The following is a 16,650-nucleotide window of genomic DNA, read 5'->3' on the forward strand; positions in this document are numbered from 1 at the left end:
CCATGCGTGTGAATAGGAAGGATCCTCGCCCATGTGGGGAGCGTAGCCTGGAGCGCGATGGCAAAAGACTTCTCCCGCCCCGTGTTCCGCCCCTCCGAGACCTTCGACCGCCTCTTCGAATCGGAGGATCCGGCGGAGGTGTCGCGCGCCGCGCACGCGACCGCGACGACGCTGCTGGCGCGCGTGCGCGCGGAACCGGATCCGGAAGCGGTCGAACGGCTGATCTCCTTCGCGGCCGTCAACGGAATCGACGATATCGCCCAGCTGTGGTCGCGCTCTCCCGCCAAGAGTCTGCCGGGCGCGCTCTGGCGGATGTACCTGATTCAGCTCAGCATCCACGACGATCCGCAGACCGCGGCACTCCTGAACGAACGTGGCCGCATCGAGCTCGCGTCGAGCGATCCGATCGTCGCCGGGGCTCCCGTCCCTGCCGGCCCGGAGGAGCTCGTCGCGCTCGTCGACACGATTCTGCGGGGCGCGTTCACCGGCGACTTCGCGGTGGCTCTCGACCGTGCGGCCGCATTCTGCCGCGTGCAGGCGTCCGGCGCCACGCACCTCGCGGACGATTACGAGGCGACGGAACCCGAGCGCTCGACCGCGCTCACGAGCAGGGCGTCGCGCCTGGCGAGCTTCGCAGAGGAACTCGCGACCGCCTCCCGCCTCTGGCGCCGAGGCGAACTGATCTAGCCCCGCACCTCGCGCCCCGGGCCACGAAAAAGCCGAGCCGCACAAGTACGCCTCACGGCGGAAGGCCGCTCGGAGCGGCAAAAGTTGGAGCCCGGGGTAATGTGCGGCCCGGCAGTATCAGTGTAACGAATGGCCGCCCGAGGTATTCCCAGGCGGCCATCGTATTTCTCAGATCGGGTTTATCCGAAGCGTCCCGACACGTAGTCCTCCGTCGCCTGAACCGACGGCGAGGTGAAGATCTTGGGCGTGTCGTCGTACTCGATGAGCTTGCCGGGCTTGCCCGTGCCGGCGATGTTGAAGAAGGCGGTCTTGTCCGAGACGCGGCTCGCCTGCTGCATGTTGTGCGTGACGATCACGACCGTGTACTCGTGCTTGATCTCCTCGATCAGCTCCTCAATCGCGAAGGTCGAGATCGGGTCGAGGGCCGAGCAGGGCTCGTCCATGAGGATCACGTCGGGCGAGACCGCGATCGCGCGGGCGATGCAGAGGCGCTGCTGCTGACCGCCGGAGAGGCCGGAGCCGGGCTTGTCGAGGCGGTCCTTGACCTCGTTCCAGAGGTTCGCGCCGCGCAGCGACTTCTCGACGAGCGCATCCTGGTCGCTCTTGGCCATGCGGCGGTTGTTGAGCTTCACGCCGGCCAGCACGTTCTCCTTGATCGACATCGTCGGGAACGGGTTGGGGCGCTGGAACACCATGCCCACCTGACGGCGGACAAGCACGGGGTCGACGCCGGCACCGTAGAGGTTCTTGCCGTCGATCATGACCTCGCCCTCGACGCGCGCGCCGGGGATGACCTCGTGCATGCGGTTCAGGGTGCGCAGGAACGTCGACTTGCCGCAACCCGAGGGGCCGATGAACGCGGTCACGGTGCCGGGCTGGATGTCGATCGACACGCCCTCGACGGCGAGGAAGTCGCCGTAGTAGACGTTGAGGTCGTTGACTTCGATGCTCTTAGACATCTTGTGGATCCTTTACTTGAGTCGCGCCGCTCAGCGACCGCTGGTCTTGGGGGCGAAGAACTTGGAGATGCCGCGGCCGACGAGGTTCAGCAGCATCACGATGAGGAGGAGCGTCAGGGCCGCGGCCCACGCGCGCTCGAGCGAGGCGTCGGGCGAGGAGGCGCTCGGGTACATGAACTCGTTGTACACGAACACCGGCAGGGTCATCATCTGGCCGTTGTCGGTCTCGAACGCGTTGAGCTGCAGGTTCGCGGTGACGCCGACCGTGAGCAGCAGGGGAGCGGTCTCGCCGATGACGCGCGCAACCGCGAGCATGATCGAGGTGGTGATACCCGCGATCGAGGTCGGCAGAACGACCTTGACGATCGTGAGCCACTTCGGCACGCCGAGCGCGAAGGAGGCCTCGCGCAGCTCGTTCGGAACGATGCGCAGCATCTCCTCGGATCCGCGGACGACGACGGGGATCATGAGCACCGACAGGGCGAGGGCGCCCATGATGCCCATGCGGATTCCGGGGCCGAAGAAGATCGTGAACACCGAGTAGATGAACAGACCGGCGACGATCGACGGGATGCCGGTCATCACGTCGACGAAGAACGTGATGCCCTTCGACAGGCGGTTGCCGTTGCCGTACTCGACGAGGTAGATCGACGTCATGAGACCGATCGGCACGGAGATGATCGCGGCGAGCCCGGTGACGATGAGCGTGCCCCAGATCGCGTGGACGGCGCCGCCGCCCTCGCCGATGACGTTGCGCATCGACCAGCTGAAGAACGTCGGATCCATGCGCGCGAGGCCGTTGGAGATCACGGTCCACAGGAGCGACACGAGCGGGAGACACGCGATCACGAACGCGGTCGAGATGAGCGCCGTCATGAGGCGGTCGGTCGCGTGGCGACGGCTCTCGGCGATGAGCGAGAGCACGTAGATGAAGACGACATAGAGAACCATGCCGATGAATAGCGCGCCGGCGACGTTGAGATCGGCGAGCGGCGAGCCGGCGTTCAGCACGGCGAAGATCGCGAAGGAGACCAGCATGGCGCCGACCAGGATCGCCCAGGGTGATCCCTTGGGCAGTCGGCCGGTCGAGATGCGCGACGGCGGTACGACGACAGTCTCGGTGGTGGGGGCAGTCATGTCAGTTGGCTCCCGAGAACTCGGCACGGCGGTTCACGATCCAGCGCGCGACCGCGTTGACCGCGAAGGTCACGATGAACAGGATCAGACCGGTAGCGATGAGCGTGTTCACGCCCGTGTCGAACGCCTCCGGGAAGTGCAGGGCGATGTTCGCCGCGATCGACTGCGGGTTTCCCGACTGCAGGAGCTGGAACGCGACGATCGGCGATCCGGAGAGCACCATCGTCACGGCCATCGTCTCGCCGAGGGCGCGGCCGAGGCCGAGCATTGCGCCCGAGACCATGCCGCCGCGAGCGAACGGGAGGACGGCCATGCGGATCATCTCCCAGCGCGTCGCGCCGAGCGCGAGCGCGGCTTCCTCGTGCAGCTTGGGCGTCTGCAGGAAGACCTCACGGCAGATGGCCGTCATGATCGGGAGGATCATGACGGACAGGACGAGCGCGGCGGTGAGGATCGTGCGTCCGGTGGCGGACACGGGGCCGCTGAAGAGCAGGTTCAGGACCGGCCAGGTGCCGATCGTCTCGGTCAGCGTCGCGAAGAACGGCTGGAGGAACCCGGAGAAGAACAGCGCGCCCCAGAGGCCGAAGACGACGGAGGGGACCGCGGCCAGGAGGTCGATGATGTAGCCGAGAACGGCGGCGATCCGCCGGGGCGCGTAGTGCGAGATGAACAGCGCGATACCGATCGCGATCGGACTCGCGATTGCGAGGGCAAGCAATGCCGACCAGAGCGTGCCGAAGAGGAACGGCAGCGCGTAGCTCCAGAAATTCTCCCCGCCGAGGATGGGGTTCGCGTCTGGATCTCCCGCGATGGCGGGAATCGACTGAACGACGAGGAAGACGGCGGTCGCGGCGAGGACGATCAGGATGATGATGCCGGCGCCAAGGGAGCTGCCGGAGAAAGCGAGGTCGCCGGGGCGCTTCTTCGCTTTGATACTGCCTTCTGGCGGCGCCTGCCGTGCGGGCACCTTCTCGGTCGTGCTCATGAGCTCCAGGGTTTCGTGAAGTGTGTAGTCATGCGGGTGCCCCCGGGGCGGACTCAACGGTTCGTGAGGCCGCCCCAGGGGCTCCGAGTCGGGGTCTTACTCCGTGACGATCGCGTCGATCGCGGCGTTGACCTGCTCGCGCAGCGAGTCGGAGATCGGGGCGCTGCCGGCCTCGGCGGCTGAGATCTCCTGGCCCTCGGCGGAGGCGACGAAGGTGAAGTAGTCCTTCACCAGCTGTGCCTTCGTGGTGTCCTCGTACTCGGTGCAGCTGATGAGGTACGACACAAGCGCGATCGGGTAGGCACCGTCAGACGCGGATGCGGGGTCCACCGCGAAGACAAGATCCTGAGCCTCGCGTCCCTCTTCAAGCGGCGAGTTCTCGATGAGCTTCGAAGCAGCCTCGGCCGAGTACGGAACGTACTCGCCGTCAACGCCCACGGCGACCTGGCCGGCGTCGGCGGGAATCTGCGAGGCGTCGAGGTAACCGATCGTGCCCTCGCTCGAGCCGAGCACCTGTGCGATACCCTGCGTGCCCTGGGCGCGCTCGGTGCCGTCGATGGGCCACTCGTCGCCGACCTCGTAGGTCCAGACGTCACCGGCGGTTGCCGAGAGGTAGCTCACGAAGGTCTCGGTCGTGCCGGACGCGTCCGAGCGGTTCACCGGGGTGATGGCCGAGTCAGGCAGCTCAACGCCCTCGTTCTGCGAGGCAATCGCCTCGTCGTTCCACTGCGTGATCTCGCCGGCGAAGATGCCGGCGATCGTCGCGGCATCCATGTTGAGCGTGTCGACGCCGGGCAGGTTGAACGCGACGGCGACGGGCGAGATGTAGGTCGGCACCTCGACGATGCTGTCCGAGGCGCAGCCCTTGAAGCCAGCCGAGAGTTCGTCGACGTGGTATGCGCGGTCCGAACCGATGAAGTCCGAGGCGCCCGCGAGGAAGTTGTCGCGGCCGGCGCCCGAACCGGTCGACTCGTAGTTCACGGTCACGCCCGAGTTCTGGCTCTGGAAGGTGGCGACGAGCGCGGCCTGGGCGGCAGCCTGCGAGGAGGCGCCGGTCGCGCCGATCGTGCCCGTGGCACCGCCTGCGGCGGGGGCCTCCGACGAGGTGCCCTCCGACGGGGCGGACGTGGCGGGTGCGGTCTCTTCGTTCGCGGCGCAGCCGGCGAGCGTGAGAGCAGCGACGGCGCCGAGGGCGGCGATTCCAGAGAGGCGGGTGAGCTTCACGAGGGGATCCGTTCCGTTGTGAGAAGGACGTTCTTGGCGCCGGGAGGGACGCCCGGCAGTGACTGACGCTAAGCGCGCTTCCTAACGGAACTCCAGACGGAAGGTAAACGGAGGATTAACGAGAATGTGAACTTACTTAGAGGGAGTAGTCCGCGACGACGGGGGCGTGGTCGCTCCAGCGGGCGTCATACGACGGGTACCGGTCGACGCGGTAGCTGTCGACGAGCGCGGCGAGGGCGGGCGTCGCGAGGTGGTAGTCGATCCGCCAGCCCGTGTCCTTGTCGAAGGCCTGACCGCGGTTCGACCACCAGCTGAAGGGTCCCTCGACCTCGCCCGCGAAGGCGCGCCCGACGTCGACGAATCCGAGACCGGTGCGGCCCGCGGCGAAGGGACGCGTGTCGCTCAACTCGCCGACCTTGCCGCGCGCGGTGCTCACCTGGCCCTCGACGGGCTCGCCGGCGGCCGTGAGGAACTGATCGAAGTATGCGCGTTCGCGGGCGAGGAAGCCGGCGCGCGAGACGTTGCCCTTCCAGTTCTTGATATCGAACTCGCGGTGACCGACATTGAGGTCGCCCGTGACTACCGCGAACTCGCCGAGCTGGGGGAGGCGCTCGACCATTGCGTCGAGGAACACCCACTTCGCCTCCTGCTTCGGGGTGTCCACCTCGCCCGAGTGAACGTAGGCGCTCACGACGGTCACGACGCGGTCGCCGAACTGGAAGTCGGCCTCGAGCCAGCGTCCCTGGGCGTCGACGCCCTCGCCGAGCCCGGTCCGGTGCGCGATCGACGGCTCGCGGGATGCGATTGCCACGCCCGCGCGGCCCTTCTGCGGGGCCTCCTCGGCGAGGATGTGCCAGCCCGGGAGCACCGTCTCGAGGTGCGCCCGCTCGCCGCGCACCTCCTGAATGGTGAGGATGTCGACCCCGCTGGTCTCGATCCATCCGGCCATGCCCTTGCGTGCGGCGGCGCGGATCCCATTGACGTTGACGGAGGCGATGCGAGTCATGTGCTCCAGCCTAACGACGAAACGGGGCCCGACCGGATGGTCGGGCCCCGTTTCGTCAGCGGATCCGCTCAGCGGCCGCCCTTCAGGACGGCCTGCTTCACCTCGGCGATCGCCTTGGTGATCTCGATGCCGCGGGGGCATGCCTCGGTGCAGTTGAAGGTGGTGCGGCAGCGCCACACGCCTTCCTTGTCGTTGAGGATGTCGAGGCGCACCTGCGACTCGTCGTCACGCGAGTCGAAGATGAAGCGGTGCGCGTTGACGATGGCGGCCGGACCGAAGTACTGGCCGTCGGTCCAGAACACGGGGCACGACGAGGTGCACGCGGCGCAGAGGATGCACTTCGTGGTGTCGTCGAAACGCTCGCGATCCGCGACCGACTGGATGCGCTCCTTGCCCTTCTCGGGCGTCGAACGCGACTGCAGGAACGGCTGCACCTCGCGGAACGACGCGAAGAACGGCTCCATGTCGACGATGAGGTCCTTCTCGAGGGGAAGGCCCTTGATCGCCTCGACGTAGACGGGCTTCGAGATGTCGAGGTCCTTGATCAGCGTCTTGCATGCGAGGCGGTTGCGTCCGTTGATCCGCATTGCGTCGGATCCGCAGATGCCGTGCGCGCAGGAGCGGCGGAAGGCGAGCGAGCCGTCCACGTCCCACTTGATGCGGTGCAGCGCGTCGAGCACGCGGTCGGTCGGGTACATCTCGACGTCGTAGTCGACCCAGCGGGGTTCGCTGTCCTTCTCCGGGTCGAAGCGACGCACCATGAAGGTGACGAGGTACGACTGGATTGCCTGCTCCTCGGCAGGTGCTTCTGCCACAGCTGCGGACATCAGTACTTCCTCTCCTTCGGCGGGTAGCGGAGCTCGCCTTCGTCGTTCTTGACGAACACGACGGGCTTCCAATCCAGGGTGATGTGGTCCTCGGGGTTCGGCGAGTGCGGGTCGCCCGTGAGGTACGCCATCGTGTGCTTCATGTAGTTGGCGTCATCGCGGTCGGGGTAGTCCTCGCGCATGTGGCCGCCGCGGCTCTCCTTGCGGTTGCGCGCGGCGTAGGCGACGATCTCGGCGAGGTCGAGCAGGAAGCCCAGCTCGATGGCCTCGAGCAGGTCGGTGTTGAACCGCTTGCCCTTGTCGTCGATCGAGACGTTCATGTAGCGCTGGCGCAGCTCGTGGATCGTTCCCATAACGTTCGTCAGGGTCTCCTCGGTGCGGAACACCTGCGCGTTCTTGTCCATCTCCTCCTGCAGCGTGCGGCGGATGTCCGCGATGCGCTCGGTGCCGTTGGAGTTGCGCAGGCGCTCGACCATGTCGCGCACCTCCTTCGCGGGATCCGCGGGGAGCGGCACGAAGTCGGCCGTCTTCGCGTACGCCACGGCGTTGCGGCCGGAGCGCTTGCCGAACACGTTGATGTCGAGCAGCGAGTTCGTGCCCAGGCGGTTGGATCCGTGGACGGAGACGCAGGCGCACTCGCCCGCCGCGTACAGTCCGGGGACGATCTCGTCGTTGTTCGCGAGGACCTCGCCCTCGTTGTTCGTCGGGATGCCACCCATCGCGTAGTGGGCCGTCGGCATCACGGGAACCGGCTCGACGACCGGGTCGACGCCCAGGTAGGTGCGGGCGAACTCGGTGATGTCGGGGAGCTTGGTTTCGAGAACCTCGGCGCCCAGGTGGGTGCAGTCGAGGTAGACGTAGTCCTTGTTCGGGCCGGCGCCGCGGCCCTCGAGGACCTCCTTGACCATGGAGCGGGCGACGATGTCGCGCGGGGCCAGGTCCTTGATCGTCGGCGCGTAACGCTCCATGAAGCGCTCACCCGACGCGTTGCGCAGGATCGCGCCCTCACCACGGGCGCCCTCGGTGAGGAGGATGCCGAGGCCGGCGAGGCCCGTCGGGTGGAACTGGAAGAACTCGATGTCCTCGAGGGGGAGGCCCTTGCGCCACACGATGCCGACGCCGTCGCCCGTGAGGGTGTGCGCGTTGGAGGTGGTCTTGAACATCTTGCCGAAGCCGCCCGAGGCGAACACGACCGACTTCGCCTGGAAGACGTGCAGGTCGCCCGTGGCGAGCTCGAGCGCCACGATGCCGGCGACGCGGGTCTTGCCGTTCTCGTCCTTCGTCGTGACGAGGTCGAGGGCGTAGAACTCGTTGAAGAAGTTGATGCCCAGCTTGACGCAGTTCTGGTACAGCGTCTGGAGGATCATGTGACCCGTGCGGTCGGCGGCGTAACACGCGCGGCGCACCGGCGCCTTGCCGTGCTCGCGGGTGTGACCGCCGAAGCGGCGCTGGTCGATCTTGCCGTCGGGCGTGCGGTTGAAGGGCAGGCCCATGTTCTCGAGGTCGATGACCGCGTCGATGGCCTCCTTCGCGAGGATCTCGGCCGCATCCTGGTCGACGAGGTAGTCGCCGCCCTTGATGGTGTCGAAGGTGTGCCACTCCCACGAGTCTTCCTCGACGTTGGCGAGGGCCGCGGCCATCCCGCCCTGTGCGGCACCGGTGTGCGAACGAGTCGGGTAGAGCTTGGTGACGACCGCCGTCTTTGCGTGGGGGCCGGCCTCGATGGCCGCGCGCATGCCTGCGCCGCCCGCGCCGACGATGACGACGTCGTGCTGGTGATAGTAGACGCCGTCTTTGAACTCTGCGTCGGGGTACTTATTCGTCATAAGAATGTGGTTCCGTTCGAGGTTCAGAGCTCAGAGCAGAATGACGCGAGCAGGGCGGGGTCGGAGCCGGCCGGGCACGGGTCGAAGGTGAACACGACGAGCGTGCCGAGGAGGATCATGAGCGCTGCGACGATTCCGATGATCCACACGAGGGTCGCGCGGACCTTGGTGTTGAGCACGTAGTCGTTGACGACGGTGCGCATGCCGTTGGCACCGTGGATGAACGCCAGCCACAGCATCAGCACGTCCCACCACTGCCAGAACGGATCCGACAGCTTGCCGCCGACGAAGCCGAAGCTGATGGCCGAGATGCCCTCGCCGACCATGAGGTTGACGAAGAGGTGGCCGAAGATCAGCACGATCAGCAGCACGCCGGAGAGACGCATGTAGAGCCAGCCCCACTTTTCGAGGTTCGACCCCTTACGGCGCTGCGGAGTGCGCGGTGCGTCGAGTGCGGACGCGTTCATCAGTGACCACCACCCATGTGCGAGAGAACGTTCGGGATGTGGCGCGCGGCGAAGCCCGCGATCGTCACGATCCAGACGACGATGACGCACCAGAACATCTGGCGCTGGTACTTCGCGCCCTTCGACCAGAAGTCGATGAGGATGATGCGCAGGCCGTTGAACGCGTGGTACGCGATACCGGCGACCAGGGCGACCTCGCCGAAGCCCATGATGGGCGTCTGGTACTGACCGATGACGGCGTTGTACGCCTCGGGCGAGACCCGGATCAGCGCCGTGTCGAGCACGTGAACCAGGAGGAAGAAGAAGATGGCGATTCCGGTGATCCGGTGCAGGACCCACGACCACATGCCCTCGCGGCCGCGATACAGGGTGCCGCGCGGAACCTTCGAGGTGGTCTGGGACACGTCCGGTGTCTGACGCGCAGGTGCGGACACGATTGTCCTCTCTGAGATGATGGTGGCTCTGCCCGACGGCACGCCAAGCTCGGCGCGCGACTGGGCCATGCTTTTTAGGGTACTCCCCGCGTTCGGAACCTTCGATGTAGGCTCGCCTAAGTTGGGCTCGCACCGCGAGGCGCCCGTAGGACGACAGCTTCGTCGGCTACCGTGGGGGCCATGTCTGACCCGATCGACGACTTCTACGCTGTCATCCCAGCCGGGGGGATTGGATCCCGCCTCTGGCCGCTCTCGCGCGCCGAGTCGCCCAAGTTCCTGCACGACCTCACGGGTGCGGGGGCGTCGCTACTGCGGATGACCTGGGATCGCCTGCTGCCCCTGACGGGCGCCGAGCGGATCACGGTCGTCACGGGGCGCGCGCACGGTCCGAAGGTCGAGGAGGATCTGCCCGACGTCAACCTCGACAACGTCTTCATGGAGCAGGATCCCCGCGATTCGTCGGCGGCCATCGGCCTGGCGGCGGCGATCCTCGAGCGGCGGCATCCCGGCGTCGTCATCGGATCCTTCGCCGCGGACCACGTGATCAAGCGCCAGCGGGTGTTCGAGTTCACGGTGCGCCAGGCGATCGCGGCCGCCCGCGAGGGATACATCGCGACGATCGGCATCCAGCCGTCGGAACCCGCGGTTGGCTTCGGATACATCAAGACGGGCGACGAGCTCGTCATCGATGACGCGCCGATGGCGGCGCTCGTCGAGCGCTTCGTCGAGAAGCCCGACCTCGCGACCGCGCGTGAATACTTCGCCGACCGCTCCTACCTGTGGAACGCGGGGATGTTCATCTCGCGAGCTGACGTGCTCCTCGACGAGCTGAGGGCGAACGAGCCCGAGCTGCACGCGGGCCTGATGGAGATCGCGGACGCGTGGGACACGCCGTCGCGCGACGAGGTCGTCGACCGCGTCTGGCCGACGCTGAAGAAGATCGCCATCGACTACGCCGTCGCGGAGCCCGCGGCCGAGAAGGGCCGACTGGCCGTGATCCCCGGCCAGTTCGACTGGGACGACGTCGGCGACTTCGCGAGCCTCTGGACGCTCGTCGGCGATGGGCGGCGCGAGGGCGTGACGACGCTGGGCAGCAACCAGGACGTCCTGGGGGACAACGCGACGGCTCTGGTCGTGTCGGAGACGGATCGCGTCATCGCCATGATCGGCGTCGATAACATCATCGTGGTCGACACGCCGGACGCGCTTCTGGTGACGACGAGCGAGCACGCGCAGCGCGTGAAGCAGACGGTGAGCTCCCTGCAGAACAACGGTCGAGACAGCGTTCTCTGATCCCTCCGGGGATTTCGTGCTCTCGCGAATATAACTATCGCGTCTCGGCGCCCGTACGCCTCTCGAAACGCTCAGTTTTGCCGCGATAGCGTGAGCACATCGCTTCGGACGGCACTGCCCACAACTCGGGCGCGCGGCGAGGCGTGAGATCCCTGGAGGACATCAGTCATGAACATGATCAAGCGTTCGGCATTCGGTGCCATCGCTGTTGTCAGCGCAGGTCTGCTGCTCGCCGCCTGTGGCGAGGCACCGGAGGAGACCCCGGCACCGGCCGAGAGCGGCGAGGCCTCGGCCCCGGCCGACGCTGGCGGCGAGACCTCGGACTTCCTGCCCTGCATCGTCTCGGACTTCGGCGGTTTCGATGACAAGTCGTTCAACCAGCTGTCGCTCGAGGGCGTGGAAGAGGCGGCGAACGAACTCGGAGTCGAGTTCAAGCAGGTCGAGTCGAATGCCGAGACCGACTACGCACCGAACCTCAACGCGCTCGTCGCTCAGGGTTGCAGCGCGATCGCGTCCGTCGGATTTGCGCTCGCCCCGGCGACCATCGACGCGGCGAACAGCAATCCGGACATCGACTTCATCCTGATCGACGATGCGGCGGATGCCGACTTCGACGGTAAGGCGGACGCGGAGACCATCAAGCCGCTGCTTTACGACACCGCGCAGGCCGCGTTCCTCGCCGGCTACCTCTCGGCCGGGTACTCGGAGGCCGGAAAGGTCGGTACCTTCGGCGGCCAGGAGTTCCCGACCGTCACGATCTTCATGGACGGCTTCAAGCAGGGCGTCGATCACTACAACGAGGTCAAGGGCACGGACGTCGAGGTCGTCGGCTGGGACGGCGAGACCGGCTCCTTCACGGGCGGCTTCGAAGCCGGCCCGGAGGCGAAGACCGTCGCGCAGAACATCATCGACCAGGGCGTCGACGTGCTGCTCCCGGTGGGCGGTCCGATCTACCAGTCGGCGCTGCAGGCGATCAAGGAAGCCGATCGTGACATCGCCCTTATCGGCGCGGACGCCGACCTCTTCGAGAGTGACCCGACGACCGCCGACTTCGTTCTGACGTCGATCCTCAAGAACATGCACCTGTCGACGTACGAGGCCGTCATGGCGAGCGCCGACGGTTCCTTCGACCCGACGGCGTACGTCGGAACCCTGGAGAACGACGGCGTGGGAATCGCCGATCTGCACAACTTCGCGGACAAGGTCGACCCCGCGCTCCTCGAGGAGGTCGAGGCCCTGAAGGCGGAGATCATCTCGGGTGAGCTCGAGGTCGCTTCGTACCTGGGCTGATTACTCGACAACGAGGGGAGGCCGGCTGGCGCCGACCTCCCCTCGTCATGTGTGACGCTCCGGAATAGGATCAGGAACTATGAAGCTCGAACTGCGCGGCATCACGAAGAGATTCGGCGCGCTGACAGCCAACGACCACATCGATCTCACGATCGAGCCCGGCGAAATCCACTCGCTCCTCGGCGAGAACGGCGCGGGCAAGTCGACGCTGATGAATGTGTTGTACGGCCTCTATCAGGCCGACGAGGGCGAGATTCTGCTCGACGATGTCGTGCAGAACTTCAGCGGCCCCGGCGACGCGATGGCGGCCGGCATCGGCATGGTGCACCAGCACTTCATGCTGATCCCGGTCTTCACGGTGGCGGAGAACGTCATGCTGGGCCACGAGCAGACCTCCTTCGGTGGGCGGCTCGACCTGGCGGCGGCGCGCGCCCGCGTGCGGGAAATCTCCGACCGCTTTGGGTTCGACGTCGATCCCGACGCAGTCGTGGAGGACCTGCCGGTGGGCGTGCAGCAGCGCGTCGAGATCATCAAGGCACTGTCGCGCGACGCCAAGGTCCTGGTCTTCGACGAGCCGACCGCCGTTCTCACGCCGCAGGAGACCGACGAGCTCATGGCCACGATGCGCCAACTTCGCGACGCGGGTACGTCGATCGTCTTCATCACGCACAAACTGCGGGAGGTGCGCGCGGTCGCGGATCGCATCACGGTGGTGCGCCTGGGGAAGATCGTGGGTACCGCGTCGCCGACGGCGACGAACGAGGAACTCGCGTCGCTCATGGTGGGTCGGGCGGTCGAACTGACCGTTCGCAAGAACGCGCCGGCGCTCGGAGCGGAGGCGCTGGTCGTCGACGGCCTGACGGTCACCGACGAGACCGGGCAGGTCACCGTCGATGACGTATCGTTCACGGTGCGCGGCGGCGAGACCCTCGCGATCGTCGGTGTGCAGGGCAACGGCCAGACCGAACTCACCGAGGCACTCGTAGGCTTGCAGGAACGCGTGAGCGGTAGCGTGCGCCTCGACGGGCAGGAGCTCATCGGACGATCCGTCCGGGAGATCCTCGACGCGGGCGTCGGATTCGTCCCCGAGGACCGCAGCGTGGATGGCCTTGTCAAGGAGTTCTCCATCGCGGAGAACCTCATGCTCGATCGCTCGCACGGAGCGCCGTTCGTGTCGCGCGGAAATGTGCAGCGGCGCGCGCTCGACGATTTTGCGCGAGCGAAGATCGCGGAGTTCGACATCCGCACCCAGGGACCGCAGCAGGCCGCGGGGCGGCTGTCGGGCGGCAATCAGCAGAAGGTCGTTCTCGCGCGCGAGCTGAGCCGAGACCTTTCGCTGTTCGTTGCTGCGCAGCCCACCCGCGGTGTCGACGTCGGATCCATCGAGTTCATTCACACCCGTATCGTTGCGACCCGTGACAGCGGCATCCCCGTCATCGTGATCTCTACCGAGCTCGATGAGGCGACGGCCCTCGCCGACCGCATCATGGTGATGTACCGCGGAAAGGTCGTTGGCATCGTGCCCGGCGATACTCCGCGCGAGACCCTCGGCCTGATGATGGCCGGCATGATCGACGAGACCGCATCGGAGGTGGCGGAATGAACGCCGCCGACAAGCAGCGATCCCGCTGGCACCGGGCTTTCCGCGCCATCACGACCGGAAACGGCCTCATCGCCGTGTTCTCCGTCGTACTGGCGCTGATCGCCGGCTCCATCCTCATCGCCGTAACCGACGACGGAGTGCAGGCCGCGGCCGGTTACTTCTTCGCCCGTCCCGGAGACACCTTCGCGGCGGTATGGGAGGCGGCCTCGGGTGCCTACGTCGCGCTCTTCCAGGGCGCGATCTACAACACCGAGGCCGACACCTTCGCCGCGGGAATCCGGCCTCTGACCGAGTCGCTGAAGTTCGCAACGCCCCTGATCGCTGCGGGGCTGGGTGTGGGGCTCGCATTCCGCGCGGGCCTGTTCAACATCGGCGGTCAGGGCCAGATGCTCATGGCCGCCGCCGCCGCGGGCTATGTCGGTGCGTACATGGACCTGCCGGTGGGCCTGCACCTCGTCGTCGCGATCGTGGCGGGCGTCGTCGCGGGCGGCATCTGGGCGGGAATCGCGGGATTGCTGAAGGCGAAGACGGGCGCGCACGAGGTGATCCTCACGATCATGCTCAACAACATCGCCTTCTACCTGTTGGCCTGGATGCTGGCCACGCAGGGCATTCTGCAGGCGCCGGGATCAGGGAACCCGAAGACAGCGGCGATGGCCGACTCGGCTCGCCTGCCGCAGCTCTTGGGCGACGGCTTCAGCCTCCACGCGGGCCTCATCCTCGCTGTCGTCGCGGTCATCTTCACCTGGTGGCTGCTCGAGCGCTCGAGCCTCGGCTACCGGCTCCGCGCCGTGGGGGAGAACCCCGCGGCCGCTCGGACGGCGGGTATCAACGTGGGCCGGTCCTACGTGACGGTCATGCTGATCGCCGGTGGACTCGTCGGCATCGCCGGCGTCACCCAGGTTCTCGGCACCGTGCCCACCGGCTTCGGTGGCGACATCGACGCGGGCATGGGCTTTGACGCCATCACGGTCGCGCTCCTGGGGCGCTCCACTCCCGTTGGCATTCTCTTCGCCGGGCTGCTCTTCGGTGCGTTCAAGGCCGGCGGATTCTGGATGCAGGCGGCCGAGCAGGTGCCGAACGAGGTCGTACTCGTCGTGCAGTCGCTCATCGTTCTGTTCATCGCCGCGCCACCGCTCGTGCGCGCGATCTTCGGGTTGCCGCAGCAGGACGGACGCCGCAAGAAGACCAAGAAGCAGAAGTCTCGTTCGAAGAAGGAGGTGTCGGCATGAGCGCCGTCGCCGAGACCGTCGTCAGCGACGAGAAGCGCCACGTCGCGGTGCGCTCGTGGAAGACGCCCATCATCTTCGCCGTCTTCACCGTGCTCTTCGCACTGCTCCCGATCGCCGCGCCCCGCGAAGGCGAGAGTACGTTCCGTCTCGTGCGCAGCGCCGACGCGGCGATCCAGGTTCCGGACCTCGTGCTGCCGTCGAACCCCACCGCGTGGGTGTGCGTCGTTCTGATGGCAGCGGCGACGGCGTTGGCGATCGTCTGGACGCGCGCCGGTCGCCGGATCCCGCTGTGGTTGGTCACGGCATACGTCATCGTCCTCCTGGTGGGCTTCCTGACGTGGGCGTCGGCGGGCGCGAACCTGCCGATGATCGGTCTGCTGGGCGGAGCCCTGACGCTCGCAACGCCCCTGATCTTCGGTGCCCTCGGCGGCGTGATCGGTGAGCGCGTCGGCGTCGTCAACATCGCGATCGAAGCCCAGCTGCTGGCCGGCGCGTTCACCGCCGCGCTCATCGGCACCGTCACGGGGACGCCGTGGCTCGGGCTGATCGCCGCGATGATCGCCGGACTTCTCGTCGGGCTCGTGCTCGCGGTCTTCGCCATCACGTACTACGTGAGTCAGATCATCGTGGGTGTCGTGCTGAACGTGCTGGTGATCGGTCTCACGACGTTCTTCTTCAGCACGGTGATGAGCGACGACCCCGCGAAGTTCAACGCACCGAACGTGTTCCCGACACTGCCGATTCCGTTCCTGAGCGAGATCCCCGTGATCGGTCCGGTTCTGTTCCGCCAGACCATCATCACCTACCTGATGTATGTCGTCGTCGCCGTCGTCTGGTACGGGCTATATCGCACTCGATGGGGTCTGCGCCTGAGGGCCGTGGGTGAGCACCCGCAGGCGGCCGACACCGTCGGAATCAAGGTCGCCGCGATCCGCTACCGCAATGTGATGCTCGCGGGCGCGATCGCGGGCATGGGCGGGGCGTTCTACACGCTCGTGTCGAATCCGCAGTTCGGCCGCGAGATGACGGGAGGCGCGGGATTCATCGCGCTGGCTGCCGTGATCTTCGGCAAGTGGGATCCGATCCGCGCGACGCTTGCGGCGCTCTTGTTCGGCTTCGCCACGAACCTGCAGGGCATCTTCTCCGTGATCGGCTCGCCCGTGCCGAGCCAGTTCATGCTGATGCTGCCCTACGTCGTCACGCTGTTCGCCGTCGCGGGCCTCGTCGGACGTTCGCGTCCGCCGGCGGCCTCGGGCGAGCCGTACATCAAGGGATAAACCATGCCAGACATCGACTGGACGCGCCTGCGCGAGGCCGCGATCACGGCCATGGAGTGCGCCTACGCGCCCTACTCGAACTACAAGGTCGGAGCGGCGGCGTACGTCGACGACGGCCGCATCGTCTCCGGGTGCAACACCGAAAACGCCTCCTACGGGGTGGGGCTGTGCGCCGAGTGCGGCCTGATCTCGAACCTCGCCATGACGGGCGGAGGGAAGCTGACCGCCTTCGTCTGCGTGAACGGCGAGCGCGACGTCATCATGCCGTGCGGGCGCTGCCGTCAGCTGCTCTACGAACACTCGACCGCCGAGACGCTGCTCGACACCGTCTCCGGCATCCGCACGATCGACGAGGTCCTGCCCGACGCGTTCGGGCCGCGCGACCTCGAGAAGGTGAAGTAAC

General features: G+C 66.7%; 16 protein-coding genes. 7 read left to right on the forward strand and 9 right to left on the reverse strand.

Annotated elements, in window-relative coordinates; genetic code table 11:
* Positions 1 to 57 precede the first annotated feature (57 nt).
* Positions 58 to 687 (forward strand): DNA-directed RNA polymerase subunit beta, encoded by a 630-nt coding sequence (locus IEX05_RS06890; protein WP_188700624.1) that lies wholly within the window; start codon positions 58 to 60, stop codon positions 685 to 687.
* A gap of 179 nt (positions 688 to 866) precedes the next feature.
* Here the strand turns inward: IEX05_RS06890 and pstB are convergent, their stop codons facing one another.
* The 9 genes from pstB to sdhC form a co-directional block, all read right to left on the reverse strand.
* The gene (gene pstB / locus IEX05_RS06895; RefSeq protein WP_188700625.1) at positions 867 to 1,646 is read right to left on the reverse strand and encodes a phosphate ABC transporter ATP-binding protein PstB; all 780 of its coding nucleotides are present in this window, start codon (positions 1,644 to 1,646) and stop codon (positions 867 to 869) included.
* A gap of 30 nt (positions 1,647 to 1,676) precedes the next feature.
* Positions 1,677 to 2,783, reverse strand: a complete 1,107-nt coding sequence (gene pstA, locus IEX05_RS06900) for a phosphate ABC transporter permease PstA (protein ID WP_188700626.1) — start codon at positions 2,781 to 2,783, stop codon at positions 1,677 to 1,679.
* A gap of 1 nt (position 2,784) precedes the next feature.
* On the reverse strand, positions 2,785 to 3,768 hold the full coding sequence (gene pstC / locus IEX05_RS06905) for a phosphate ABC transporter permease subunit PstC (RefSeq protein WP_188700627.1): 984 nt from the start codon (positions 3,766 to 3,768) through the stop codon (positions 2,785 to 2,787).
* Between the two features lie 96 nt (positions 3,769 to 3,864).
* Positions 3,865 to 4,992 carry a phosphate ABC transporter substrate-binding protein PstS gene (locus IEX05_RS06910; RefSeq protein ID WP_188700628.1) on the reverse strand — a complete coding sequence of 376 codons (1,128 nt, stop codon included), beginning with the start codon at positions 4,990 to 4,992 and terminating at the stop codon, positions 3,865 to 3,867.
* Positions 4,993 to 5,128: 136 nt separating this feature from the next.
* Positions 5,129 to 6,007 (reverse strand): exodeoxyribonuclease III, encoded by an 879-nt coding sequence (locus IEX05_RS06915; RefSeq protein ID WP_373286292.1) that lies wholly within the window; start codon positions 6,005 to 6,007, stop codon positions 5,129 to 5,131.
* A gap of 59 nt (positions 6,008 to 6,066) precedes the next feature.
* Positions 6,067 to 6,825 (reverse strand): succinate dehydrogenase iron-sulfur subunit, encoded by a 759-nt coding sequence (locus IEX05_RS06920; RefSeq protein WP_188700630.1) that lies wholly within the window; start codon positions 6,823 to 6,825, stop codon positions 6,067 to 6,069.
* Positions 6,825 to 8,651 carry a succinate dehydrogenase flavoprotein subunit gene (sdhA, locus tag IEX05_RS06925; protein ID WP_188700631.1) on the reverse strand — a complete coding sequence of 609 codons (1,827 nt, stop codon included), beginning with the start codon at positions 8,649 to 8,651 and terminating at the stop codon, positions 6,825 to 6,827. Before sdhA ends, IEX05_RS06920 begins: the two co-directional genes overlap by 1 nt.
* Before the next feature lie 23 nt (positions 8,652 to 8,674).
* The gene (locus IEX05_RS06930) at positions 8,675 to 9,118 is read right to left on the reverse strand and encodes a succinate dehydrogenase hydrophobic membrane anchor subunit (RefSeq protein ID WP_188700632.1); all 444 of its coding nucleotides are present in this window, start codon (positions 9,116 to 9,118) and stop codon (positions 8,675 to 8,677) included.
* On the reverse strand, positions 9,118 to 9,552 hold the full coding sequence (gene sdhC / locus IEX05_RS06935) for a succinate dehydrogenase, cytochrome b556 subunit (RefSeq protein ID WP_229661185.1): 435 nt from the start codon (positions 9,550 to 9,552) through the stop codon (positions 9,118 to 9,120). Before sdhC ends, IEX05_RS06930 begins: the two co-directional genes overlap by 1 nt.
* 180 nt (positions 9,553 to 9,732) lie before the next feature.
* On the opposite strand from sdhC, the gene IEX05_RS06940 reads away from it, so the two are divergent.
* The 6 genes from IEX05_RS06940 (at position 9,733) to IEX05_RS06965 (ending at position 16,649) form a co-directional block, all read left to right on the forward strand.
* The gene (locus IEX05_RS06940; RefSeq protein ID WP_188700634.1) at positions 9,733 to 10,845 is read left to right on the forward strand and encodes a mannose-1-phosphate guanylyltransferase; all 1,113 of its coding nucleotides are present in this window, start codon (positions 9,733 to 9,735) and stop codon (positions 10,843 to 10,845) included.
* Between the two features lie 168 nt (positions 10,846 to 11,013).
* Positions 11,014 to 12,135: a BMP family lipoprotein gene (locus IEX05_RS06945; RefSeq protein WP_188700635.1), complete on the forward strand. Its 1,122-nt coding sequence runs from the start codon at positions 11,014 to 11,016 to the stop codon at positions 12,133 to 12,135.
* A gap of 79 nt (positions 12,136 to 12,214) precedes the next feature.
* Positions 12,215 to 13,738 (forward strand): ABC transporter ATP-binding protein, encoded by a 1,524-nt coding sequence (locus tag IEX05_RS06950; protein WP_188700636.1) that lies wholly within the window; start codon positions 12,215 to 12,217, stop codon positions 13,736 to 13,738.
* The gene (locus tag IEX05_RS06955; protein WP_188700637.1) at positions 13,735 to 14,970 is read left to right on the forward strand and encodes an ABC transporter permease; all 1,236 of its coding nucleotides are present in this window, start codon (positions 13,735 to 13,737) and stop codon (positions 14,968 to 14,970) included. The genes IEX05_RS06950 and IEX05_RS06955 overlap by 4 nt, the downstream gene beginning before the upstream one ends.
* The gene (locus tag IEX05_RS06960) at positions 14,967 to 16,247 is read left to right on the forward strand and encodes an ABC transporter permease (RefSeq protein ID WP_188700638.1); all 1,281 of its coding nucleotides are present in this window, start codon (positions 14,967 to 14,969) and stop codon (positions 16,245 to 16,247) included. The genes IEX05_RS06955 and IEX05_RS06960 overlap by 4 nt, the downstream gene beginning before the upstream one ends.
* Before the next feature lie 3 nt (positions 16,248 to 16,250).
* On the forward strand, positions 16,251 to 16,649 hold the full coding sequence (locus tag IEX05_RS06965) for a cytidine deaminase (protein ID WP_188700639.1): 399 nt from the start codon (positions 16,251 to 16,253) through the stop codon (positions 16,647 to 16,649).
* Position 16,650 lies beyond the last annotated feature (1 nt).

Source organism: Microbacterium nanhaiense (assembly GCF_014646015.1).
GTDB classification, from domain to species: Bacteria; Actinomycetota; Actinomycetes; order Actinomycetales; family Microbacteriaceae; genus Microbacterium; species Microbacterium nanhaiense.